At 39.1% G+C, this 23,887-nt stretch carries 24 protein-coding genes; 5 read left to right on the plus strand and 19 right to left on the minus strand.

Translation table 11 applies throughout. The annotated features are described in order from the left end of the window. Positions 1-11 precede the first annotated feature (11 nt). The 3 genes from LQ201_RS12475 to LQ201_RS12485 all read left to right on the plus strand — a co-directional run bounded on the left by LQ201_RS12475 (position 12) and on the right by LQ201_RS12485 (position 3,643). Complete coding sequence (locus LQ201_RS12475) at positions 12-671, plus strand: MgtC/SapB family protein (protein WP_215124704.1); 660 nt, start codon at positions 12-14, stop codon at positions 669-671. A 238-nt stretch (positions 672-909) separates the two neighbouring features. Next, the gene (locus LQ201_RS12480; RefSeq protein ID WP_230142804.1) at positions 910-2,337 is read left to right on the plus strand and encodes an L-serine ammonia-lyase; all 1,428 of its coding nucleotides are present in this window, start codon (positions 910-912) and stop codon (positions 2,335-2,337) included. 112 nt (positions 2,338-2,449) lie between these two features. Then, positions 2,450-3,643: an aminopeptidase C gene (locus tag LQ201_RS12485; RefSeq protein WP_230142806.1), complete on the plus strand. Its 1,194-nt coding sequence runs from the start codon at positions 2,450-2,452 to the stop codon at positions 3,641-3,643. 270 nt (positions 3,644-3,913) lie between these two features. On the opposite strand, the gene LQ201_RS12490 is transcribed toward LQ201_RS12485, so the two are convergent. From LQ201_RS12490 to LQ201_RS12540, 11 genes are all read right to left on the minus strand, one after another. Further along, the gene (locus LQ201_RS12490; protein WP_230142807.1) at positions 3,914-4,825 is read right to left on the minus strand and encodes an AEC family transporter; all 912 of its coding nucleotides are present in this window, start codon (positions 4,823-4,825) and stop codon (positions 3,914-3,916) included. Positions 4,826-4,895: 70 nt separating this feature from the next. Then, complete coding sequence (locus LQ201_RS12495; protein WP_230142809.1) at positions 4,896-6,116, minus strand: DEAD/DEAH box helicase; 1,221 nt, start codon at positions 6,114-6,116, stop codon at positions 4,896-4,898. Positions 6,117-6,300: 184 nt separating this feature from the next. Further along, positions 6,301-6,753: an Hsp20/alpha crystallin family protein gene (locus tag LQ201_RS12500; RefSeq protein WP_230142811.1), complete on the minus strand. Its 453-nt coding sequence runs from the start codon at positions 6,751-6,753 to the stop codon at positions 6,301-6,303. A 52-nt stretch (positions 6,754-6,805) separates the two neighbouring features. Beyond that, positions 6,806-7,198, minus strand: coding sequence for a hypothetical protein (locus LQ201_RS12505; protein ID WP_230142813.1), 393 nt, complete (start codon positions 7,196-7,198; stop codon positions 6,806-6,808). A gap of 4 nt (positions 7,199-7,202) precedes the next feature. After that, a complete protein-coding gene (locus tag LQ201_RS12510) occupies positions 7,203-7,436 on the minus strand; it encodes a hypothetical protein (protein ID WP_230142815.1) in 234 nt (77 codons plus the stop codon). A 5-nt stretch (positions 7,437-7,441) separates the two neighbouring features. Continuing rightward, positions 7,442-7,708 (minus strand): hypothetical protein, encoded by a 267-nt coding sequence (locus LQ201_RS12515; RefSeq protein ID WP_230142817.1) that lies wholly within the window; start codon positions 7,706-7,708, stop codon positions 7,442-7,444. 788 nt (positions 7,709-8,496) lie between these two features. Further along, positions 8,497-8,850, minus strand: coding sequence for a hypothetical protein (locus LQ201_RS12520; protein WP_230142818.1), 354 nt, complete (start codon positions 8,848-8,850; stop codon positions 8,497-8,499). 10 nt (positions 8,851-8,860) lie between these two features. Beyond that, entirely contained in the window at positions 8,861-9,412 is a 552-nt protein-coding gene (locus tag LQ201_RS12525) for an RNA polymerase sigma factor (protein WP_057933206.1), read from the minus strand. Between the two features lie 113 nt (positions 9,413-9,525). Beyond that, positions 9,526-10,461 (minus strand): ketopantoate reductase family protein, encoded by a 936-nt coding sequence (locus LQ201_RS12530; RefSeq protein WP_230142819.1) that lies wholly within the window; start codon positions 10,459-10,461, stop codon positions 9,526-9,528. Positions 10,462-10,471: 10 nt separating this feature from the next. Then, positions 10,472-11,407 carry a hypothetical protein gene (locus LQ201_RS12535; protein WP_230142820.1) on the minus strand — a complete coding sequence of 312 codons (936 nt, stop codon included), beginning with the start codon at positions 11,405-11,407 and terminating at the stop codon, positions 10,472-10,474. A 246-nt stretch (positions 11,408-11,653) separates the two neighbouring features. Further along, positions 11,654-12,415, minus strand: coding sequence for a DUF4197 domain-containing protein (locus LQ201_RS12540; protein WP_230142821.1), 762 nt, complete (start codon positions 12,413-12,415; stop codon positions 11,654-11,656). 216 nt (positions 12,416-12,631) lie between these two features. On the opposite strand from LQ201_RS12540, the gene LQ201_RS12545 reads away from it, so the two are divergent. Together LQ201_RS12545 and LQ201_RS12550 are read left to right on the plus strand one after the other, a co-directional pair. Continuing rightward, positions 12,632-13,210 carry an RNA polymerase sigma factor gene (locus LQ201_RS12545; protein WP_057933202.1) on the plus strand — a complete coding sequence of 193 codons (579 nt, stop codon included), beginning with the start codon at positions 12,632-12,634 and terminating at the stop codon, positions 13,208-13,210. Next, a complete protein-coding gene (locus tag LQ201_RS12550; RefSeq protein ID WP_230142822.1) occupies positions 13,203-14,519 on the plus strand; it encodes a carboxypeptidase-like regulatory domain-containing protein in 1,317 nt (438 codons plus the stop codon). Before LQ201_RS12545 ends, LQ201_RS12550 begins: the two co-directional genes overlap by 8 nt. Positions 14,520-15,135: 616 nt before the next feature. Here LQ201_RS12550 and LQ201_RS12555 read toward each other — a convergent pair. From LQ201_RS12555 to miaB, 8 genes are all read right to left on the minus strand, one after another. Then, a complete protein-coding gene (locus LQ201_RS12555; RefSeq protein ID WP_029274247.1) occupies positions 15,136-16,146 on the minus strand; it encodes an inorganic phosphate transporter in 1,011 nt (336 codons plus the stop codon). A gap of 12 nt (positions 16,147-16,158) precedes the next feature. Then, positions 16,159-16,800, minus strand: coding sequence for a DUF47 domain-containing protein (locus tag LQ201_RS12560; RefSeq protein WP_029274248.1), 642 nt, complete (start codon positions 16,798-16,800; stop codon positions 16,159-16,161). 251 nt (positions 16,801-17,051) lie between these two features. After that, complete coding sequence (locus tag LQ201_RS12565; protein WP_029274249.1) at positions 17,052-18,077, minus strand: cell wall metabolism sensor histidine kinase WalK; 1,026 nt, start codon at positions 18,075-18,077, stop codon at positions 17,052-17,054. 133 nt (positions 18,078-18,210) lie between these two features. Then, positions 18,211-18,573, minus strand: coding sequence for a preprotein translocase subunit SecG (secG, locus tag LQ201_RS12570; protein ID WP_230142823.1), 363 nt, complete (start codon positions 18,571-18,573; stop codon positions 18,211-18,213). 14 nt (positions 18,574-18,587) lie between these two features. Next, entirely contained in the window at positions 18,588-19,637 is a 1,050-nt protein-coding gene (locus tag LQ201_RS12575; RefSeq protein WP_230142824.1) for a hypothetical protein, read from the minus strand. 74 nt (positions 19,638-19,711) lie between these two features. Further along, on the minus strand, positions 19,712-20,224 hold the full coding sequence (locus LQ201_RS12580; protein ID WP_230142826.1) for an LptE family protein: 513 nt from the start codon (positions 20,222-20,224) through the stop codon (positions 19,712-19,714). 124 nt (positions 20,225-20,348) lie between these two features. Next, a complete protein-coding gene (locus LQ201_RS12585) occupies positions 20,349-21,596 on the minus strand; it encodes a sigma 54-interacting transcriptional regulator (RefSeq protein WP_230142828.1) in 1,248 nt (415 codons plus the stop codon). Between the two features lie 69 nt (positions 21,597-21,665). Further along, positions 21,666-23,081, minus strand: coding sequence for a tRNA (N6-isopentenyl adenosine(37)-C2)-methylthiotransferase MiaB (gene miaB / locus LQ201_RS12590; protein ID WP_230142830.1), 1,416 nt, complete (start codon positions 23,079-23,081; stop codon positions 21,666-21,668). Between the last annotated feature and the right edge of the window lie 806 nt (positions 23,082-23,887).

Raw genomic sequence — 23,887 nt, forward strand, 5'->3', positions numbered from 1 at the left:
AATTCAAGGCGATGAACGAGATCATAGACCAAAACCATTTCATTACACAAAGTGAAATTAATAAATTTCTATTGGCTACCCTGCTTTGTGGCATAATCGGAGCAGAACGCGAGTACAGAAGTAAATCTGCAGGACTCAAAACCATGATGATGATTGGTTTGGGTGCTACTCTATTTACCATCCTTTCCATCAAAATCGGTCCAACCAGTCAAGACCGCATTGCCTCGAACATTGTTACGGGAATCGGGTTTTTAGGCGCTGGGGTAATCTTCAAGGAAGAAAACCGTGTTAAAGGGCTCACTACTGCCTGTATTATCTGGATTGTTGCTGCAATTGGAATGGCCGTAGGCTCCGGTTATTACGAACAGGCTATAGGGGTAACCATTGTGGTTTTATTGGCGCTGATTATTTTTCCCTTTTTAGAAGAAATTGGCGATCGTCGTTTTACCAAAAGGCTTTACCGCATTGTTAAAAAACAACATACCCACGGCGATTTAGAAAGTTATGAAGAAGTTTTTCGCGAAAGTAAACTCAAACCCCAACGAGGGAAACACCAATTGGTAGATAATATTATCACAGGAAACTGGATTGCTACAGGCACACCTAAAAATCATCAGAAATTTGTGGAACGCATGCTTAAAGACGATGAGATTATTGAATTTGATTTTTAACTGTGGTCAACAGATCATTCTCCTGTTGCTGCAGTATCACTTTTTTCTCTTTAATCACAATCGTAGCCGACCAGCTGTCGTACTATGGTGGTTTAGATTAACTTCCCGATAGTTGTTTTTGAGGTTCATTTTGAGCGTTTATATCCAATATTTCTAAGGTAAAATATTTTCATCTCCAGCCAAAATTAATTTATCCAAAATCATAAAACAATCATAGCTTTGTGTAACTATATTCATAATGATCAAGGAACAGATTTCAGTTTTCGATATTTTTAAAATAGGCATCGGCCCATCCAGTTCACATACCTTAGGCCCATGGCGGGCCGCACAACAGTTTACAGCTTCACTTGCCCAAAACAATTTGATTAATGAAATTGAGGGCATAAAAATATTGCTTTATGGTTCGCTTGCCAAAACAGGTAAAGGCCATGGAACTGATGTAGCTATTCTACTCGGTTTAACAGGAGCTGATCCGGTAACTTTTGATGTAGATGCCGTTACACCAACTTTCGAAAGCATCCAAAGAGATAAGAAATTAAATCTTGCTGATCATTTAATTCTTGATTTTGATTACGATAACGACCTTCTTTTTCTTTTTGCCGAAAGTTTGCCCTTTCACCCAAATGCAGTTACTTTTCAGGCATTTTTAAAGGGTGGAAGAGCTTTTTCAGAAACCTATTACTCTATTGGTGGCGGTTTTGTAGTTAAAGAAGGAGAAGACAACAGTAAAAAACCACAGGTAGACCTTCCGTTTCCTGTAGAAAAAGCAAAAGACCTTTTACACTGGTGTTTATCTACAGGTTTAAAGGTGAGCGAAATCGTAATGGAGAACGAACTGGCCTGGCGCACTGAAGCAGAGACCAAAAAAGGCATCCTGCAGCATTTTGCCGTTATGCGCGATTGTATTTATCGCGGCTGTCATACCACAGGGTTTTTACCAGGCGGTTTAAATGTGGCGCGAAGGGCATTTCCGCTAAACAAACGATTAATTGATAAAAGTGAGTATTCAGATTATAATAGCTGGGTAGAAGCCATTAGAAAAGGTGGAAACGGCTTTAATTATACTTTAGACTGGGTAAGCTGCTTCGCGCTGGCTGTTAATGAAGAAAATGCATCTTTTGGTCGTGTGGTAACTGCCCCTACCAATGGTGCCGCAGGCGTAATTCCAGCTGTATTGCAATATTTTATTACCTTTTGCGATGGTTACAGCGAAGAAAAAATCATTCAGTTTATTGCCTGTGCTTCAGAGATAGGCAGTATTTTCAAAAAAGGAGCAACCATATCAGCCGCCATGGGCGGATGTCAGGCCGAAATTGGCGTTTCCTCGGCCATGGCTGCAGCAGCGCTAACCGAGTGTTTAGGCGGCTCTCAAAGACAGGTTTTAATGGCAGCAGAAATTGCCATGGAACACCATTTGGGTTTAACCTGCGATCCGATTGGCGGTTTAGTACAGATCCCTTGTATCGAAAGAAATACCATGGGCGCCATTAAAGCCATTACAGCCAGTCAGCTAGCCCTACAAAGCAATCCTGATAAGGCAAAAGTAAGTTTGGATGCAGTGGTAAATACCATGTGGGAAACCGCCCTCGATATGAATGCCAAATACAAAGAAACATCTGACGGAGGATTGGCAACCAATATCCCAATCAGTTTGCCAGAATGTTAATTCAACATTGTTGCAATAAAATGACCGACGTTATCGATTTATTACAAATTTCCTGGCGTCAAACCAACAAGTATTTTTACATTCGCTGACTTTATTAATTATTCATAAAAAAATGATCAACTACACAAAAATCAGTGTGATTGGTTTGGCTTTGTCGTTATCTATATCGGCGACTTATGCGCAAGACAATCTCGTTAATTCTTTAAAAAACAACCAAAGCGAAAACAGTGCTTCTTCTTTTAAATTCACTGAAGTGATTAACCTGGCCAATACACCAGTTCAGAATCAAGGATCATCAGGAACCTGTTGGAGCTACTCTACCAACTCATTTTTAGAATCAGAAATGATTAAAGCTGGTAAACAGCCCGTAACGTTATCTCAGCTTTTTTCGGCCCGTAACGCTTATGTAGAAAAAGGTAAAAATTACGTGCGTATGCATGGTGCGGTTTCATTAGGTGATGGCGGTGCTTTGCACGATGTAATCAACATGTACAGAAAATACGGTGCAGTTCCGCAAGAGGTATATACCGGATTAAATTATGGCACTAAAATTAATAAAACTGCAGAGCTTGGCGATATTGAAAAAGGTGTTTTAGAAGCTGTTGTAAAGAATGCAAATGGCGAGTTAACCCCAAACTGGTTAAAAGCTTATAGTGGCGTAATTGATGCTTACCTAGGTGCTGTACCAGAAAACTTTACGTACAATGGCAAAAAATACACACCAAAAACTTTCGCTCAGGAAGTGGTGGGTTTAAATGCCGACAACTACGTAGAACTTTCATCGTTCAACGACCATCCTTTCTATAGCAAATTTACTTTATTGGTACCTGATAACTGGTCTTTCGATCAGGTTTACAACGTTAAAGTGAACGAGTTAACAGATATTATAGATAACGCTTTAAAAGGCGGTTACACTGTTGCATGGGCTACAGATGTAAGCGAAAAAAACTTCAGCTGGAAAAACGGTGTGGCTTTTGTTCCACAAACGCCTTTCGCTGATATGACCGTGAAACAGAAAGCAGATATGTTTAACGGCCCGCAGCCAGAGATGGAAATTACGCAGGAGAACCGCCAGCTTGCTTTCGACAACTATCAAACTACTGATGATCATGGCATGCACATTGTTGGTTTAGCCAAAGATCAAACAGGTAAAGAATATTATATCGTTAAAAACTCTTGGGGAGCAACTAACGATTATAAAGGATATTTATATGTAACCAAAAACTACGTAAAATATAAAACAACAGCAATTTTATTAAACAAAGCAGGTATTCCATCTGCAATTTCTAAAAAATTAGCGTTGTAATTAAATCTAAATCGTTAAAGGAGCCGCAGAAGAAATTTTGCGGCTTTTTTTGTTAACCACAGAGTTCACCGAGTTTTACACAGAGGAACACAAAATGATGGAAGATAGAAGTCACCTTGTGAAGTAGACCTTCGACTCCACTCACGGTGACGTCTCCTAATTAAATTAAAGTTCTATCTGTGTCCATCCTTTTTATCTGTGGTTAAAACATGTAAGCCTCTGTGATCTCCGTGCCTTCTCTCTTTACGCTCTGTGGTAAAAAATCAAACATTAAACCAGCCCTGAATAAGTCAGCACCAACCACCATAAACCCGTGGTGATAAAACACAATAAAATTCCGATTCCAACCACTAAATTAGAAAGCTTCGGATTAAGATTATACTGATCGGCTACTACACCAGCGGTTACCAGTGTTGGCATAGCCATTTCGAAAATTGTTATTTTGGTAATCATTCCGCCCATACCTAAAACAAATGCTGTAACCAAAACTATCAACGGCGCTAAAATCAGTTTGTATAATAAAGCAAAGCTGATGTGTTTCAATTCGCTAAACCAACCACCGAATTTTAGCTGTAAGCCTATAGAAAACAATGCCAATGGACCAACCGTCCCTGCTAGTTTCTCGAATAATGGATCTAGTGGAGAAAGGTCAATAAAATGTGGGAGAGTCAGCGCCAAAACACAACCTATAAGCGGCGGAAACGTCAATACTTTTTTCAGCACCAATTTTGCGCTTAACTTTTGATTCTGCGAAGAGCGGATGGCCACAATAACGCCAATGGTAGATAAAAGCATAAAGGTAACCTGATCGCAGATAATGGCGATAGCCAGTTCCTTTTCGCTAAAATAAGCCACAATTAAAGGAAATCCTACAAATGAAGTATTACTTAAAGAACTGGTTAGTTTTAGCCCGCCAGCAGTAGATTTATTAATATTCCGGATGCGACTATACAGGGTAATAAATAACCAACCAAATAGCCAGACACAAATTGGTGCCAGTACAGGAAAGAATAGATCCTCAGTCCAGGTAATGTGTGGCAGATATTTAAAAGAAACTGCTGGTAGTGCGATATAGATAATCCAGGCATTAATGCCTTTGTGTGCATCTTTGGGAAGCGATTTGCTTTTTCTAAAAAGAATCCCGGCTAAAATGCATAAACCTATAATAATGAAGTTTGCCATTGTTAGCGTAAAGATAATTTATAAAAGAAAAACGCCAATAGGAAATGTACTTATGGCGTTTTTAAGTAATTTATACAGAAGGTTTTGGTTTTTTCTTTTTGTTCCAAACCTTTTTCTTACCCTTATGTTGAGGTCTCTTTTCTTCCACATGCGTAATTTCCATTACAGCTATGCTTTCTGGCAATGGCATTCGGGGAACTTCCTTTTCGATTAATTTTTCGATGTTATCGAACTTGCGTTTATCTCTACCGTTAACCAATGTAATGGCCGTTCCTTTGGTTGCAGCTCTTGCTGTACGGCCAATACGGTGCACATAATCAGCCGGATCGCCAGGAACATCATAATTGATTACCAAATCGATTCCCTCAACATCGATTCCGCGGGATAACACATCTGTTCCGATTAAAATTGGCAATCTTCTATTTTTGAAAGCCAGTAAAATATCTTCACGTTCTTTCTGCCCTAAATCGGAGTGAAAAGCTTCTGCTTTAATACCCAATCCTTTAAAGGTTTTATACAACGCTTTTACTTTTTCTTTTGTCGAAACGAAAATGATACTGCTTTTGTATTGGCCACTTTTAAAAATATCGGTTAATAAGGCCTGTTTCTGTTGGTCGTGAATGTTATAGGCTTGTTGATCGATCCCCTCAGCAGGTTTAGCAATTGAAATGGTAATCTGCTTCGGTTCGTGCAAAATCTTACCCGCCATGGTTCTTATTTTCGGTGCCATAGTAGCCGAAAATAAAAGTGTTTGCCTTTTCTTTGGCAGGTAGCTAATAATTCGGATAATGTCGTCGTAAAAGCCCATATCCAACATTCTATCTGCTTCATCTAAAATTAAATGCTGCAAATGTTCCAGTTTTAATACACCTGAAGATAAATGTGCCATTAGTCTACCAGGAGTGGCAATAATAATATCCACACCATTGCGCATAGAACGTTTTTGCTGTTCGTAAGCGATACCATCTCCCCCACCGTAAACAGCTAAAGAACTGATATTGGTAAAATAAGCTAGCGCTTCAACCTGTAAATCAATCTGTTGTGCAAGCTCACGTGTTGGAGCCAATATCAAGGTATTGTTGTGCCTATCGGCAGCTTTACTAATTTTATCCATTACGGGTAAAAGGTAGCTGGCCGTTTTTCCGGTACCAGTTTGAGCGCAGGCAATCAGATCATGATTATCTAAAATTACCGGGATGGCTTGTTCTTGTATTGGAGTAGCGCTTTTATACCCCATGGCCATTAAGCCTTCGTATAAATCGGGGTTAAAATTAAAATCGTTAAAATTCAATCTATTGTGTTTATGTCTTTTAGCAAAAGTACCTTAAAATACCGCTAATAGCAAACCGCATTTTAATATCTATATATTAAATGGATTTTGAAGGCCATATGTGGTAACGCTTTAGTTGGTATAAAAACAAACAAGCCCCGATTGTTATAAACAACCGGGGCCTGGAAATTATAATAGACGAAACTTAGTCTACCAGAATATCTTTTTCTGGTGTATTCGTTTCAGGGTTTTTAGGTAAGGTAACCTTCAAAATTCCATCAGCATAACTCGCTGAAATATTTTCTACTAAAACTTTTCCGTTTAGGCCAAAAGCCCTTTCGAAAGTGCCGTTGCTATACTCTCTGCGGCTATACTTTTTAGCAGAATCGGCTTCTTCTTTAGCTTGGTAAGAAATGGTTAATACATCATCTTTTGTAATTACCTTTAAATTCTCTTTAACCAAAGCTGGTGCAAAAAGCTCAATAATAAAGCTGCTTTCTGTTTCTTCTATGTTAACGGGCACTTTTCTAAAGCCCTGGTTAAACATGGCATGTTTGTGGTGACCGAAAGGACCACCAAAGTGCCTTCCAAATCTTCCCTCTCCTGCGCCAAAGCGACTATGCATCTTGCCCGAAAGGCATCTATGTTCGTTGTACATTTTGTTTAATTTTAATTGTTGTTTATTCTGTTAATTTATCGGCTTAAGCCAATTAGTTGTAAGCCGCCTGCTCCGTTTTAGGGATACCCAATAGCTGTGTAATGATATTTGCATAGGGATATGATGGCGAGAAAACGGCGTAATCAAATTTCAAACCCCTTATCTGAACCAAAATATCATCGATAAATTTCATTGGCTCAAGCAGTGCGCTGATTAATCCCGATTTAGGTTTTTCTTCTTCATCAATCGCCTTTTTCCCTTGAAAAACATTCAATTCCCGATTGTAGGCTTTAAAGTCAGCGCCGATTTGTTCTATAGGGGCCTTAAATTCATCCGAGCTAAAGAAAGTTACCTTCTCCCCTCGGGTAATCAGCTCGTTTGCCATACCCAAAATCGGACTAACATCGGCCTGAGATGGATCGCTTAAAAAAAGTACCTGTGACATACCGTTATCTATTTACTTTGTTTACACTATTAACAGGACTAATCACGGCATTATCCATTTTTCTGCCATGGTGACTGTAACTATGGTTTCTATGATGTTCTTGCTGGCAATCATCCTGATAATGCCTGTTTTTAAAATCTAACCGATCGCGGTATCCATTCTGAACGGCCAGTACATTTAAGCTGTAAAAAGTTCCTGCAGCAACAGCCAATGCCAATAATATTCTAAATGCTCTCATGGCGGTTAATAATTTACGTTAATGTTGTTAACTGTTCCATTGCCTTGTACGGTTGGCCTGTACCATTGGTTATCGATTGGCACAATTGGGTTGTAATGATTTTCGAAACTGTTAAAGCGGTTATGGAAATAACGGTGGCGCCTACCGATAAAAATCCTGAACATTAAACCGATCAGCATGATGGCCAATATAAATTTGAACACAAATGGTATGAAGAAAGCGACTGTACCGAGTACAATCCCGAATCCTATGGTTTTTAATATCTTTTTCATCTTCTATATTTTTTTTACGGTAACCAATTCATCATAAACAAATTGACTAACACATCTCTGTTTTTGTTATTTACATAGGAAGACGGAGCAACTTTATTTTTACTTTAAATTATTTTGTTTTTTTTATTTACTAAGGATTTTGTCATCCTTCACTGCGTTCAGGATCTTTCTAAGTGATGAATCATCCTTCCTTTGTGTCATCCTGAGGGTTAATTAATTGTTTAAAATCAATATGAGTGACGTACAGTTGTTTTTTCTTGGTCTATGGCGCAGTCTTGCCTCGGCTCGCCGCCGCCGAAGGGCTCTTTCTTTTTGGCATCAAAAAGAAACAAAAAATGCCGGCTGAAAATTTTTCTTTCGAAGCGAGTACGTTGGCTTGGACAGTGCAGCCCGAAAAATTTGTTAGGCCGGGTTTAAGTAGAACGGTGATACAGTGCCACGGCCTAGTTGGATGGAAATACACAATCGGCATAAACCATTCATATTTAAATAATTACAAAATAACGTCAATGGTAGCGTAGTCGAAGGATTTTTTAGTAGATAATCCTTTCGGTTGGTGAGCCACCAACTGAAAGAATAAATAAAAAATCGTTATTAGTATGAAGGTTTAAAAATAGATCGTCATTTCGACTGAAGTGCAACGGAATGGAGAAATCTGTCTTGATAGATCTCTCCACTCCGCGTTGCTGCGGTCGAGATGGCGATTTGCGAAGAGGCTTTCAAGATGTTCAGAATAACGGAGAAATAGATCAAACAAAAAAGCCCCGAATTTAATCGAGGCTTCTAAATTATTCCTTATTGCGATAGTGGCCCCATCCGCCACATCTCCGTTTATATTCTTCTTTGAATTTTGCCCTTTCCTCATCGTTCATCGTCTCCCATTTGGCACGCATGCTTCTTGCCCGCTCGCGGAAGCCATTATGTCCTCCATGCCCACCTTTATTAAAGTTTCCAAAAAGCAACCTACACAGCACAAGTAAACCGAGGGCTTGCCAATAATTAAGTTTGCCTGCATGTGCCACCTCAGGTAAAATCCAATTCCATAAAAACATAACCACATAACCCAATACCGCTGCAATAAGCACCGCCACGGGTAAAAAGAAAATAAATTTCTTGCGCCGATTAAAATTTCTATTCATCATGTCTGCAAATTTAATAGTTAATAAATTCCTGATATAAATTTTGTAAACGGTTACGCAGGTGTTTTACAGCATAACCCTTTCTTGATATTAATGTTTTGATATTCTCACCGCTTTCATCTGCCAGTTCCTGAAAAGTGCGTTCTTCCAATTCGTTCTGAACAAACACATAACGCTGATTCTCCGGCAGTTCTTCCAAGGCCAAAAACAATTGATCCCAGAATAGTTTTTTTAAACTTTCTTCTTCTGGTGAGTAGGCCTCGGCAAGTAAAATCTCTTTAAAATTGATTTCGCCATCTTCACCTTCGAAAGTGAAATCTTCTAACGATTCTTCTTTTTGTTTACGGTATTTATCGGTGATCTTATTTCTTGCCACCCGATATAGCCAACCACTAATCTGCTCGATGGCGCCAGCCTCGGGTTGATTGCTGAGTTGAAACCAAACATCCTGTAAAATATCTTCCGCATCCTCATCTGTATTCACCCTTCCACGGATGAAACTGAATAAGCGCTTACCATAATTGGCAACCGTTGAAATGATATTTTGAGGTTCGTTTGTTGGCACTAAATTTTGCTTAATAACCCAGTAAACGGATGAAACTCAATATTACTTTAAATTTTCTTTACTTTTTTCAGAAAATCGATTTTTTCAGTCAAAATATCCTGATTTTTAACGACTTATACTGATCCTTTTTTGAGTAATCCTTCGTACAGCTTTTGATAAGTTGGCGCAGCAATGCCAAGTTTTTCGGCTTCGCGTACAATGTAGCCTGTTAACGACTCAACTTCTGTTTGTGGTTTTTGATTGAGATAATCGCGGTGCATGGATGAGGTAACCTCGTAGGGCATCGATTTCATCGTATTTAATGTTTTGTCTGAAATGTCATCACTGATGGTTACGCCTTTAGCCAGGGCAAGGTTTTTCACTTCTTCAATTAACTTCAGAACAGTTTCAAGATTTTCTTCCAATACCTTTCCAATAGCGCTATCGAAATAAGATGTAGCGGTAGCCGTAGGAGAAATAAATATAAATTTTTCCCAGATGGCGGTGGAGATTTTATTCGAAACCGTTACATCGATTCCTGCATCAAACATTAAATCTTTCAGCTGTAAAACCGCTTCGCCTATTGGTCCATCCATACCAAAAGATAGCTTTTGAATATTCCCTGAATTTTCGATTATACCTGGTGATTTAATCTTGGAAACGATAAATGCACAACCTTTTAAAACATTTGCATGGGGCAGGATTTCTAAAATTTCGTCACTTGCACTAACACCGTTTAAAAGGGGTAATAATATCGTTCTATGGTTGATTAAGGGCTTTAACTTTTCGATGGTTTGTTTTAAATCGTAGCTTTTCGTGCAGATTATAATATAATCGGCCACGCCAATTTTACTATAATCATCAGTAGCCAGATATGGCTTTGTTACAAAATTTTCGTTCCCTTTTATTACAGTTAACCCCTTATTTTGGATCTCATTTAAATGTTCGCCACGGGCAACAAAAACAACTTCTACATCATTTCCGTTGCTATATTTCTTAGACAGTAAGCCCCCGAAATATCCACCCACTCCGCCAATTCCTACAATAACGATTCTTGTTTTATTTGGCATGATAAACAGATTATTTCAATGCACCCGTTGGATTATTTCCTTTATCCACTACCGTTTTAATATTCCCATCTAAATCAGAAACATATATTTTGCTTTGTGTAAAGGGTTTTTCAGCTCCGCTATAAAAAATCCGATCATCGGCCGTAAGAAAAACATAAGGAACATTTATACCTTTTGGCGAAATCCGTTGTACTTTTTTACTGGCCAGATCTAAAATATAAACTGCTTCACTTGGCCCCGTTAATCCGTCTAAACTATCGGAATTTCCTACATTAAAAATCAGTTTTGCCCCGTCTTTTGTATAAAAGAAACGGTTGCTACTCGCAATGGAAAATTCTTTCCCGATCAAATCGGCTATCAATCTAGTATCGATTAACTTTCCGGCGCGATCAAAGGTGTAAAGCTTGGTAAGATCCTGTCCGATGATTTCCTTTTCATTTTTCCAGGTTGGCGCATAAATATTTATTTTAGATGCGCTATCGAGCATCACATATCCAGAATTATCGGTTTTTATAACTCCTATCTTCCATAAGTTTTTACTGTTAAAAATATTGAAAGCGATCGCAGCTCCATCAGGCGACCACATGGCCTGATAATAATTATTACTATTTACCTGCAATTTACCCTGGCTCTTGTTTTCCATATCGGCAATCCAAATGGATCTGTTCCCGGCCGAATCGCTCAGGGTATAGGCCAGTTTATTTCCATCAGGAGAAATAGCCGGATCGGTAGCACCGCCGAACGAAATTTGTTTCATAGTGTCGATACTCGTGGCTACAATTTTATCTCCGTCCTGATAGGCTAACGCGAAATTTTTACTACTTAAAGAAACAGTATCTAAAACAGCTTTCGCATTTTCTGCCTCGGATTTATTGCTATTGCAGGAAGTAATTAATGCAACGCAGGAAATTAAAATAGAAACTAATGTGGTGCTGATTTTCGTCATGTACAATTTTACAAATAGTTTTTGTGTCTGCGGTTTTTGAAGGGAAGCAGAAGCTTTATTTTACTTAATACAAACTTTGTGCTGATCGATTTTATCCTTCGCTCTGGTTCCTGTATCCACGAGCAACAATCAATACCTACACTTAAATCTAATTCAGTCTGTGAGGACACAGACCAAGGAAGAAGACCGAGGCAATTGATATCTTTCTGCCGTGGTTCGTGTCTTCACGAACCACAACTAAACAGATTAAATCTTTTTCTTATCCGCGTAACCAAATACTTTTTGCAACAAGGTTGTACTTCTTGAGCTTAAGTTTCCCCTAATTTTGAGTTCTTCCTTCGCAACTTCAACAAATAAACCATCTATCGCTTTTTGGGTAACGTATTCGGTTAAATTCGTATTTACAGGCTTAACCAAAGGCAGGCGATTGTATTGTGTAGTTAAGTCGCTATAATATTTGGTGGCATTTACCTTATTTAAACTTGTGGTTACAATCGGGCTAAATTTTTGCATCAGCTGAGAAGTAGTTACCCTTTTAAAGTATTCGGTAGCCGCGTCTTTGTTACCCAGTAAGATATTAGTCGCATCGGTTAATGTCATTTGTTTAATGGCTGAGATAAAAATAGGCTTTGCTTCGGTAGCAGCATCTTCTGCGGCCCGGTTTAAGCTTACAATCACATTATCACAAAGTTTGTTCAAGCCTATGCCACGTAATGTTCTTTCAACTTTTTGTGCTTCAGGAGGCATCAAAATTTTAACAGCCAGATTGCCTAAAAAACCATCTTTAAGCGAAAGCCTATCGGCACCTGCAGAAACACCGATTTGTAGCGCTTCCTTAATCCCTTGCCCTATTTCAAAAGTAGACGGCGTTCCGGTGGCAGCTGTAGTAGTGCCCTGTTTTTCGGTTACTTTTTTAAATATATCGCTCAGTTTAATCTGTGCGCTAACATTTAGGCTTGCAAATACCAGCATGGCCAGTGATGCCGATAAAATATTGATCTTTTTCATTTTGTGTGTTTAATCCTATTTAGCAAAACAACTGCCATAATTCTTATTTACCCCCAAAGATAAACCTTTGCACATGCAACAATGTTAAACCACTTAAAAAGATAAGGAACGATGTAAAATATTTAGGCCCTTCTCTTCCTAAAAAATTAGTTTATGTGCCATCACTCAGAAATATTTTTTATACTTGAAAGATAATTCGAAATAGCTACCATTTTTTTGAGGTTTATAAAAAACACAGCCGGGAACGCCCAGCAAGACGACGCCAAATTGATTGCCCAGTATAAAAATACAGGCGATTTAGACGCATTGGGTACGCTTTACAATAAATACATGCATTTGGTGTTCGGGGTTTGCTTAAACTACTTCAAAGATGAAGAGCAAAGTAAGGATGCGGTAATGCAGATTTTTGAAGAACTGGTAACGAAGCTGAAAATACATGAGGTACAGAACTTTAAAAGCTGGCTTCATGTTTTAACCCGGAACCATTGTTTAATGGCACTACGTAAATCGGCAAAGCAAAATAATGTCTCGTTAGACGATACTTTTGTGGAAAATAGCGAGTTTGTGCATCTGGATATAGACAACACAAAAGAAACGCAGCTTACCATTATGGAAAAGTGTATGGAAACTTTGCCCGAAGAACAGCGAAAAAGCGTAGATTTATTTTATTTACAAGAAAAATGCTACAAAGAAGTAGCCGATATTACGGGCTACGACATGCTTAAAGTTAAGAGTTACATCCAAAATGGTAAGCGGAATTTAAAGATTTGTATAGAGAAAAACAGTAGTGAGTAACGATTGGTTAGATATTGATGTTCTGGAAGATTACCTGGATGGTAAACTTGATGCTAAGGCTATGCACTTTGTAGAAAGACAGGCTTTGGAAGATCCTTTTGTTGCCGAAGCATTGGAAGGACTGAAACAATCACCTAAACGCAAGCAAACGCTTTCTATTTTACAAAAACAACTGTACGACCGTGTTTCTGAAAAACCTATAAAACGCAAGCTTTGGGGCATTACCACACAAAGGTTAAGTATTGCAGCAACAGCAACTGTAGCATTTATTGCAGTAAGCATTTTATTCTTTATGCGTGAAACGAACCGCAGGAATGCAGAACTTGCTGCACATAAACAGGGTGGTGTAATGGTTCAGTTAGATAGTACAACGAGTATTGCTTCAGTTCAACCCAAACCTAAAGAAGATACGGTTACGCAAAACTCAACAAGGGCAGCTTTGGTAGACAAGGCAATTACAGCCGCAAAAACAGGTGATTTAGCGAAAAACACTAAAGCAAAACCTGCATTAGAACGGGCAGCGCAACAAATGGCCGAGGTAAAAGCTGCCTCAGATTATAATCGGGCTAGAGCCGCAAAAGCAGAGAGCTTCGACGCATCCGCTTATAAAGCAAAGGCAGAACAAAGTATACAAAATGAATCTGTAGTGGCAGCAGCAGCGCCTGTTCCGGCATTAGGCTCAAGTAAAATTGCGTTTAGCGGCAACGTTGTAGACCAAAGCAATGGCCAACCTGTTCAGGGTGCTGTGGTAAAGTTAGCGGGCTCTAAAAATGTAACCGCAACTAATGCTAAAGGTTATTTCTATTTACCTGCCGATAGTAACGCAAAAGATAAGGACTTATTGATTAATGCCATTGGCTTTAAAGAATTGCCTGTAGCTGGCCTACAAGATCCTAACGCGATAAAAAGTGCCTTGAGTGGGAATAAATCGCTAAACGAAATTGCATTAATTACAGGTTCGAACGGGCATAAGAAAGAAAATATTGCGGCACCAAAAATTACATTGCGTGCAGAACAAAACCTGGATGGAAAATCAGTTGATAGCATTACAAAGCCTATTCCGGTTTCTACCATTAACTATAACCAATATTTAGAGAATAACAATAAACTTTATAACCCTAAAGGCCCAGAACAATTTGTGATTTTAAGTTTCAAAGTTAAAAGTAACGGACGCCCAACAAATATCAGCGTTATAAAATCATTGAACAAAAAAGCCGATGCGGAAGCCAAAAGACTGATACAAGAAGGTCCGGATTGGGTATTGCCTAAAAACGGAACTGATTTAGTCGAAATAAGCGTTAAGTTTTAAGCTTCAGCTATTTATTACGGGATCAGCGAAAGGTTTCAGGCACCCAATATTTTCTAATAAACTTTCTATTTTTTTAAAATTCCCTAGCATGTCAGCTTAAGGGATAAGTTATTTATAAAACGTCAATGGTAGAGGTTAGAACTTTTCAAATACATCGGAGTGTTGATGACAGATTCGTAAATTATTAAGCCTGATGCTTCTGTCAGACAACAACACTAGACACTTACTATCAATAACTTAAGAAATACATCATTTGATAACTGAAACGGAGACTTTGGTTACATGTTGGGAGGTATCGTCATCCCGACCGTAGTGTTCCAAAGGAACTCCTTTGGAGGAGAGATCTATTAACATAGTTCAAAGATTTCTCCATTCCACTGTGTTCCAGTCGAAATGACGACCGTCCTTGCAATCTGTCATTGATATCCTAGCCGAAGAAAACCACAGAGGACATGAAGTTAGGCCCAAGCGCTCGGTGTTACTCCGTGTAAAAACTCCGCGGCCTCTGTGGTAAGCACCATAAGCCTAAATGCTATCTGTTGTAAAAAACAAACCCCAACAAAAAAGACCAAGGCAATTAGCTTTGGTCTCTTAAGTATATTAAAGGATTTTGTTTTTATTTTAAGTAATAGATCACGGCATAAATAATGGCCGCTAATGTAGCCGAAACCGGAATGGTTAAAATCCAAGCCCAGATTAAGTTGATGGTTACGCCCCAACGTACTGCAGAAACGCTTTTTACTACACCTACCCCTACAATCGAACCTGTAATGGTATGTGTTGTAGAAACTGGGATACCGAAATGCTCTGTAATACCTAGAGTTACTGCTCCAGCACCTTCGGCGGCAACACCTTCCAGTGCGGTTACTTTAGTGATTTTGGAACCCATTGTTTTAACAATTTTCCAACCGCCGCTCATTGTACCTAACGATATTGCCGAATAACAGGCAATTGGCACCCATGCAGGCATGGCTTCGAAATTAGGAATTACTTTTGAGGCGATTAAAGCTGTTGCAATGATCCCCATTACCTTTTGAGCATCGTTACCTCCGTGAAAGAAACTTAATGCAGCAGAAGAAAGCAATTGCAGGCGTTTAAACCATTTCTCAGCAGTTGCTGGCTTAGCATAACGACAGATGTTGATAATGATCAGTGTTAATACCACTGATATAACCATACCGATTATTGGTGCCAGTACAATGAAGGAAACAATTTTTATTACATAACCCGTGTTTACAGCATCAAGCGGACTAGCGCCTATAAGTAATGCATGTGTCATACCTGCACCAGCAAAACCGCCAATTAAGGTATGTGATGAACTTGAAGGGATACCATACCACCAGGTTAAAAGGTTCCAGATAATTGCAGCAACTAAACCTGCAAGGATAACTTCTAAAGTGATATAATTTTCAATTACCGTTTTAGCAACTGTATTGGCTACTTTGTGATCGGTAAAATAAAAGTAGGCAGCGAAATTGAACAACGCAGCCCACAAAACCGCCTGAAAAGGCGTAAGAACTTTTGTAGAAACAACTGTTGCAATCGAGTTAGCGGCATCGTGAAAGCCGTTAATGTAATCGAAAGCAATAGCCAGAATTACAACAACAACCAATAAGGTAGTTACCATGTTTGTTTTTTATTAAGCGTTTTTAACCAAGATAGTTTCAAGCACATTCGCCACATCCTCACACTTATCTGTCGCTTTTTCTATCGTTTGTAAAACCTCTTTTTGTTTAATTAATTCAATCGCATTGGTTTCGTATTCGAATAAACGGGCTACCGCTAATGTAAATACATAATCAGCCTGGTTTTCGCCACTGTTAATACGGATACAAGCATCGGCAATTACACGGATGTTTTTGAAACTGCGTAATTCTTTAATTGCTTTATCAATATCAGTACACATTTCTACCAAAAGCTCGGCAATTTTAACAATCGGCTCGTTAATGGTATTCATATTATACATCTGCATACGGTTTGCAGTACCATAAATATAATCGGCAACATCATCAACGGCAGTAGCCAATGCATGAATGTCTTCTCTATCAAATGGCGTAATAAAGTTCCTGCTCAGTTCAAGAAAAATTGAATGGGTAATATCATCACCTACATGCTCTAAGCGCTCAATTTCTTTAAAAATTGTTTTTCTGCTTTCAGCATCACCTGTGCTAACCATTTCTAAAAGGGTTTCTGCAATTTTTAATGCATTGCTACCTGCCTGCTCGAAAAGCGGATGAAACTTTTTGTCTTGAGGTGTAAAGAACTTAAAAATATTGTTCATGTTAATTTTTAATATGTTGCAAAGCTACAAGCCCAATGTTAAGTTAATGTTAATTTATTAATTATATTAACTAATTATCTCCTTATTTAGTCAGGCGTGCGTTATTTCTATACTTTCAGGTAGCTGACAATGAAATAAATAGGTTATCAACAGCGGTAAATTGCTTTTCGGAATGAAATCGGATGCCACATTTTACGTGCGTCCCGTGTTTCCGTGGCAAAAACAGAAGAATGATTATCGGCGCTCTAAGGCTACCCGCCTTTTTGTAGCGTAAAAGCAAAGGTTGTGCCTATGCCTGGCGTACTTCTTACCGAAATGGTTTGTTGGTGTGCCTCTAAAATGTGTTTTACAATGGCTAAACCTAAACCTGTGCCTCCAACTTCTCTCGCCCGGTGGGTATCAATGCGATAAAAACGCTCAAATAAACGCAACAAATGTTTTTCTTCTATACCGATGCCGTTATCGGTAACTTCGATCAAAACCTGATCGTGCAGTTCAAAAATTTTAATGGCTGTTTCGCCACCATCAATGCCATACTTAATACTGTTTACCAGCAAGTTAATTAACACCTGCCTAATCTTTTCGCGATCGGCCGAAACCAATGTAATGGCAGTATATTTATCTTTAAAAAAGAGTTTAATGTTTTTTGCTTCAGCGCGGTCTTCGAGGTTTTCCATTACCTCTTTTGCCAATTGCACAAAATCGAATTTTTGGTAGTTAATTGGCGATTCGCCTGTTTCTAACTTTGAAATAACATCTAAATCATTAATTAAATAACTCAGTCGCTCTACATTGTTTTCAGCTTTTTTTAGAAACAATACAGCCTGATCCGGGTCATCTACCAAACAGTCCTGTAGCGTTTCGATATAACCTTGAATGGCAAAAAGCGGGGTTTTAAACTCGTGCGAAACATTTGAAAGGAATTCTCTTCTAAACTGTTCCTGTTTTTTTAATAAATCTATTTCTTTTTTCTTTGCACCCGCCCACTCCTTTACTTCTTGCTCTACATCATTAATCGGATCAGAACTCACGTACTCGCCGAGGGCATCTTTTAAATCTTTACCTAATTTAAGGTTATGGATGAGCTTGTAAATGAGTTTAATTTTGGTGTAAATATATTTCTCGAGCAAATAATAAAAAACCAAAAAACTGCACAAAAATGATACGCCAAAAGAAATAGCCATGTAATACAGGCTATGCTGAAAATAAAAATTAACCATCCCGATGGAAAGACCAACGGCGAGAGCAGTAAATAGAACCAGCACACTTAATTTCATGCTGCAATTTAAAGCTTTTTATGTTAAATGTGTGTTAAGAGACAAAGGGTTGATTCATTTTTTACGGAATGTTAAAAAACAAAAAAGCTTTCCCTTTTTGAGGAAAGCTTTATAAAATACGGGTAAGTATTACTTATTTCTTTGTCGAGTCTGTTTTAGCCGGAGTCGTAGCAGCAGGTTTAGTGCTGTTTAAACTTCCGCCAAGTGGAGATGGTGATGGTGTTTTATCTAAACGCTCTTGTATAGCTGAGTTTCCAACTGCTGCAGTACCACCGCTGGTTTTAGCAATTGTAGTAACGGCAAGGGTTAACACTACGATCAGAGTTAACAATACCCACGATCCTTTTTCTAAAACATCGCCGGTACGCTGTACACCAAACATGTTACTGGTGCCACCACCTGTAGCTAAACCTCCGCCTTTAGGGTTTTGTACTAAAACAAATAAGCCTAAGGCCACACACGCAATAATTAATAAAATGATTAAAAAGGTTACCATGGTAATATTATATTTTAAAATTTCTTTTCTATAGATTGGATAAGGTCGGCAAAGTAACGGCTTTTTTCCGGATATTTCAAACTTAATTTTTTATAAGTATCTATGGCTTTGTGGTAAAGCATTTGCTCGATATAAATTTTGGCTAAAGTCTCCGAAACAAGGTCGTAATTGTCTTCTGCACTTTTCTTTGCCTTATTTTCATTGTCAATCTGTTCTGGCTTCGGCGGCTTGATTGTTGGATCTTCTTTTAAGAACCGCTCGATAATTTCAGCTCCCTTTGCATCTTTAATTTCGGCAGAAGGATATTCTGCTAAATGATCGGCTACCTCGAAAGGCGTTTGAATGTGAAAGATATGCTCTACATATTGCTGTTGAAACTCAGCCCTTTCTTGCTGCTGGTTGTTCTGCGGCTGTGGTTTTACTTTACCAGCGTTAGGGCGGGCATAAGGCTGAAAAATCTGCTCGTGCTCTTTACGGGTTTTAGCCAACCACCATAAAAACGTGTACGGAAGCTTATCGTCATTATATTGCGAAACAAAATTCCTTTCGGGCTCATCAGGAACAACCGTTTCAATTTCTGGTACGGTCGTAACCACATCGGTACTTAATTTCTGTTCAAAGGCAAAGAAATCGGTAGCAGCTACACTTTCAATAAAAGAATCATCATCTGCAGGTAAGTCCATTAAGTGACTATCAATACCCGGCAGGCGATTTGGTATTTCTATAGGAGTTACTGGGTTTTCTGAGTGAAGATCCGGAGCTAATTCTCCTATTTCTTCAAAAACTACCTGTTCATCCTGTGTATTTTCAGCAACTACCTCGTTAATTTTTTCTTCTTCTGTTGCTTCACGAACTGAAACCATATTTAATATATGGAACAGTACATGCCCCTGGCTATAAAGTGCTGCTTTTGGTACTGCTGATGCATTAGCCTTGGCTAACAGTAAATGAATGGGCTGGGCATATGGAAATTGCGCCACCATTTCCTGCAACATGGATACATGCTCTGGTCCAACCTTTCCAGGTTGCGCAAGTAAATCTGCCAGTAGCTTTTTGTTATCCATTATCGAGGTTTGCCGCTAAGTTAAAAAAATGTAGACGGGTTTTGAAAATTTTGTCTTTTAGAATCCTGCTTTATTTACCACTGTGCAAATGCACGGTTAAAAATATCTTCCGATAATTGTTTGTTAATATTTTCGATGGCTCCAGGCAATAAGGTTTGAATTGGTGCCCCATTGATCGGAAAATCGAAATATCTGGTAAAGCTTTCTTCAAAACTTTCTTTTTCGTGTTCTTTTATATTGTTCTTATACTTTACCGAAACGGTTATGGTTAATCTGTTTGCACCTGAAGTAGGTGTAGCACTATTTTGAAGCGCAACCGGCTTAATATCATAGCCCGTTATTCTTCCTTCAAACGATGCATCGCCTTCGCCTGTGGGAGAAATAATCAATTTGGTCTGATTACGGATCCGGCTCTTTAACGATTCGGTAATCTGGTTACTTAGTGTTGGTACCACTAATGGCGCATTATTTTCGAATACCCGAACAACCACCGTTTTTAATCCTGTTGTTGATGCCCCACTGAATTTATAAGAGCAGGCGCTCAATATTGAAGCAACAAGGATTAAAGCAAATATTTTTATTTTCATTAGTTGTATAATTGTTTTCAATGCCATTTTTACTTGCATTTATTTTCTCAATGGTGTTCAAGAGAACGCTTCGCTTAGTTAATGCGCTCACAAAAGCGCGGTTTGTTTTTTTAAGGCGACGAACTTATAAATTTAATTCTTTAATTTTTCTGTACAGGGTACGCTCTGAAATGCCCAGTTCTTGTGCAGCAAACTTACGTTTACCCTTGTGTTTTTTTAATGCTTTTTTAATCAGATCCGATTCTTTATCCACTAATGATAAAGATTCTTCTACCTCTTCGGCCTCATGTGCAAAATAATCAGCATTGTTATTGTTGTTGTTGTTATTATTGCTTGGTGTAGGTTGTTGAATGGTAAAGGCATGCTCTTGCCCTGCGGGCAGTTCCACATCGCGATATAGCTGATTGATATACTGAGGATTATCTGCCAAAACGGTAGCGGTATTTCCGCCGTGCTGAATAATTTCGGCAACAAGTTTTTTAAGCTCAACCATATCCTTTTTCATATCGAAGAGTACCTTGTACAAAATATCTCTTTCTGTAAAATCTTCTTTCGACTGAGAATTAATCGTCATTGGCAGGTTACTTCCGGCCTCGTTCGGGATATAGTTTAAAATGGCTTGTCCGGTTACATTCCGGTCTTTTTCCAATACGCAGATCTGCTCGGCAATATTTTTTAACTGACGAACATTACCCGGCCAGCTATAATTGGTTAAGATCTGAATGGCATCTGGCTCCAAATGTAATGCAGGGCTACGGTATTTATCGCTAAAATCGGCAGAGAATTTTCTGAATAATAAATAAATATCTTCTTTACGCTCTTGCAAAGCCGGTATGCGCAATGGAACGGTATTTAACCTGTAATATAAATCTTCGCGGAATTTTCCGTTTTTAACGCGGTTATATACATCAACATTGGTTGCCGCAATAATGCGGACGTCTGTTTTCTGAACTTTAGATGAGCCTACGCGCAAGTATTCGCCGCTTTCTAAAATACGCAGCAAACGTGCCTGTGTACCCAAAGGCAGCTCAGCAACCTCATCTAAAAAAATGGTTCCGCCGTTTGCTACTTCAAAGTAACCTTTACGTGCCTCGTGTGCACCTGTAAAAGATCCTTTCTCGTGACCAAACAATTCAGAATCAATGGTTCCTTCGGGAATGGCGCCGCAGTTTACAGCAATAAAAGCACCGTGTTTACGGGCACTCATTTGATGGATAATCTGCGAGAACACCTCTTTACCACTACCACTTTCGCCTGTTATTAACACCGACATATCAGTTGGTGCTACCTGGCTTGCAATATCGATGGCACGGTTAAGCAATGGCGAATTGCCAATAATACCGAACCGTTGTTTAATATTTTGTGTATCCATTCTTTAGATTTGAGTATTGAGATTTGAGATATTAGACCTTACGCCTCTTGCCTTCTACCCTCTACCTTTTTAAACTATTTTACCTATTAACGTAGCTGATGTACATTTTTCGATAAATACATTTGCATACTGGCCTGGTTTAACGCCTTCAATTGCAGGAAAAATTGCCATGGCTCCGCTATCTCCTCTTCCGCAATAATCCAGATCGGACTTTTTAGAAGTGCCTTCAATTAAAACACGAACAGTTTTACCCACCCACTCTTGTAAGCGCATTAACGAATGTGCTTGTTGCTTAGCTAAAATCTCAGCTAAACGGCGTTTTTTTACTTCCTCAGGAATATCATCTTCTAATTTACGGGCAGCTAAAGTTCCTGGTCTTTCAGAATAAGTGAAGTTATATGCAAAATCATATTCTACGTAATCCATCATACTCAGGGTTTCTTGATGCTCTTCTTCTGTTTCAGTACAGAAACCAGCGATGATATCGGTAGAAATTGCACAACCCGGAATAATGTTACGGATAGCATCAATACGATTAATATACCATTCGCGGGTATAAGTCCTGTTCATTAGCTCCAATATGCGGGTATTACCCGATTGAACTGGCAAGTGGATATAGTTACAGATGTTATCGTATTTAGCAATGGTATGTAAAACCTCGTCGGTAATATCTTTTGGATGCGAAGTAGAAAAACGTACCCTTAAATCAGGGCTAACCAAAGCTGTTTGCTCCAAAAGTTGCGCAAAGTTTACGGTTTCTGTTCCATCTTCCGATGTCCAGGTATATGAATCTACGTTTTGGCCTAAAAGTGTAACCTCGCGATAACCGGCCTCAAATAAGCCTCTTGCTTCTTCTATAATGGAATGGGCATCGCGGCTCCGTTCGCGGCCACGCGTAAAAGGAACCACGCAGAAAGAACACATGTTATTGCAGCCGCGGGTAATGGAAATAAAGGCGGTAATTCCATTGCTGTTTAAACGCACCGGACTAATATCTGCATAAGTTTCTTCGCGGGATAAAAGTACATTAACCGCTTTATGTCCACTTTCTACCTGTTCAATTAAGTTAGGCAGATCGCGGTAAGCATCAGGGCCTACTACTACATCAACCAACCGCTCTTCTTCTAAAAATTTAGATTTTAAACGTTCTGCCATGCAGCCCAAAACCCCAACAATTAACTTTGGGTTACGGCGTTTTTCGACACCAAACTGCGATAAACGGTTCCTAACCCTGGTTTCTGCATTTTCGCGGATAGAGCAGGTATTGATGAAGATCACATCGGCCTGGTGATAATCCCCTGTGGTTTCAAATCCTGTTTCAGAAAGAATAGAGGCAACAATTTCACTATCAGCAAAATTCATTGCACAACCATAACTTTCGATGTATAATTTACGGGCGTCGGCTTTAATTGGTGTATCTAAAATTAAAGCTTCACCTTGCCTGGCTTCATCGTGCGTCTTATCCTGTACTTGTAAATCAATCATTATTTAAAAACATTTTGGGGATTGCAAAAATACATAAATAAAATTAAAAGTGACAAATTGACATATTTTGTTTAAATGTTTACAGTACGATTATGATAATAGTTATTAGTTGATCAGTTTGCGTTGGCGGGAAAAACTTTCAAGATAGGGTTTTGGAAAGGGGTGGTTCGATTATTATGGCGGGGTTCAGCCCCGCCCCCGCTTCTGCCCCAATTGAAAAAATTGTGGCATCCCGCTACGGTCGGGTTTAGATTACAGCTGTTCTTGCTACTATGAGAGATTTTCCGTGCTACCGTCCTAACCCATCTAACCCTTGGCGAAGCGGTACCCTGCAGGCTGGAGGCACGACGGCCAAAGCGTACAAGCGAAGCAAAGGAACAAACAATGTTTCTTGTACTGCCCTTGCGCTCCAAAAAATTAATAATTCCTTTTTATAAAATAAGTCAGGATGTTTTTGAAAATGTATGCTTCGGTGCCCATGGAGGACTGCAGCCCCGCTATCCCTACTGCCGATAGAAAAAATCGGCATTCGTACTATCGGGTTTAGATTACAGCTGTTCTTGCTACTATGAGGGGTTTTCCATGCTACCGCCCTAACACACCTAGCCCTTGGCGAAGCGGTATCCTGCAGGCTGGAGGCACGACAGCCAAAGCGTAGAAGCGAAGCAAAGGAACAAACAATGTTTCTTATACTGCCCTTGCGCTCCAAAAAATTAATAATTCCTTTTTATAAAATAAATCAGGATGTTTTTGAAAATGTAGGCTCCGGTGCCAATGGCGGGCTGCAGCCCCGCTATCCCTACTGC

The organism is Pedobacter sp. Bi126, assembly GCF_918698245.1.
GTDB lineage: Bacteria > Bacteroidota > Bacteroidia > Sphingobacteriales > Sphingobacteriaceae > Pedobacter.

Excerpts from the sequence above, each read along its gene's own strand:
- LQ201_RS12475 (WP_215124704.1), top strand. The coding sequence starts at position 12 with ATGAACGAGATCATAGACCAAAACCATTTCATTACACAAAGTGAAATT.
- LQ201_RS12480 (WP_230142804.1), top strand. The coding sequence starts at position 910 with ATGATCAAGGAACAGATTTCAGTTTTCGATATTTTTAAAATAGGCATC.
- LQ201_RS12485 (WP_230142806.1), top strand. The coding sequence starts at position 2,450 with ATGATCAACTACACAAAAATCAGTGTGATTGGTTTGGCTTTGTCGTTA.
- LQ201_RS12490 (WP_230142807.1), bottom strand. The coding sequence starts at position 4,825 with ATGGCAAACTTCATTATTATAGGTTTATGCATTTTAGCCGGGATTCTT.
- LQ201_RS12500 (WP_230142811.1), bottom strand. The coding sequence starts at position 6,753 with ATGTACAACGAACATAGATGCCTTTCGGGCAAGATGCATAGTCGCTTT.
- LQ201_RS12505 (WP_230142813.1), bottom strand. The coding sequence starts at position 7,198 with ATGTCACAGGTACTTTTTTTAAGCGATCCATCTCAGGCCGATGTTAGT.
- LQ201_RS12510 (WP_230142815.1), bottom strand. The coding sequence starts at position 7,436 with ATGAGAGCATTTAGAATATTATTGGCATTGGCTGTTGCTGCAGGAACT.
- LQ201_RS12515 (WP_230142817.1), bottom strand. The coding sequence starts at position 7,708 with ATGAAAAAGATATTAAAAACCATAGGATTCGGGATTGTACTCGGTACA.
- LQ201_RS12520 (WP_230142818.1), bottom strand. The coding sequence starts at position 8,850 with ATGATGAATAGAAATTTTAATCGGCGCAAGAAATTTATTTTCTTTTTA.
- LQ201_RS12530 (WP_230142819.1), bottom strand. The coding sequence starts at position 10,461 with ATGCCAAATAAAACAAGAATCGTTATTGTAGGAATTGGCGGAGTGGGT.
- LQ201_RS12535 (WP_230142820.1), bottom strand. The coding sequence starts at position 11,407 with ATGACGAAAATCAGCACCACATTAGTTTCTATTTTAATTTCCTGCGTT.
- LQ201_RS12540 (WP_230142821.1), bottom strand. The coding sequence starts at position 12,415 with ATGAAAAAGATCAATATTTTATCGGCATCACTGGCCATGCTGGTATTT.
- LQ201_RS12555 (WP_029274247.1), bottom strand. The coding sequence starts at position 16,146 with ATGGTAACTACCTTATTGGTTGTTGTTGTAATTCTGGCTATTGCTTTC.
- LQ201_RS12560 (WP_029274248.1), bottom strand. The coding sequence starts at position 16,800 with ATGAACAATATTTTTAAGTTCTTTACACCTCAAGACAAAAAGTTTCAT.
- LQ201_RS12565 (WP_029274249.1), bottom strand. The coding sequence starts at position 18,077 with ATGAAATTAAGTGTGCTGGTTCTATTTACTGCTCTCGCCGTTGGTCTT.
- secG (WP_230142823.1), bottom strand. The coding sequence starts at position 18,573 with ATGGTAACCTTTTTAATCATTTTATTAATTATTGCGTGTGTGGCCTTA.
- LQ201_RS12575 (WP_230142824.1), bottom strand. The coding sequence starts at position 19,637 with ATGGATAACAAAAAGCTACTGGCAGATTTACTTGCGCAACCTGGAAAG.
- LQ201_RS12580 (WP_230142826.1), bottom strand. The coding sequence starts at position 20,224 with ATGAAAATAAAAATATTTGCTTTAATCCTTGTTGCTTCAATATTGAGC.
- LQ201_RS12585 (WP_230142828.1), bottom strand. The coding sequence starts at position 21,596 with ATGGATACACAAAATATTAAACAACGGTTCGGTATTATTGGCAATTCG.
- miaB (WP_230142830.1), bottom strand. The coding sequence starts at position 23,081 with ATGATTGATTTACAAGTACAGGATAAGACGCACGATGAAGCCAGGCAA.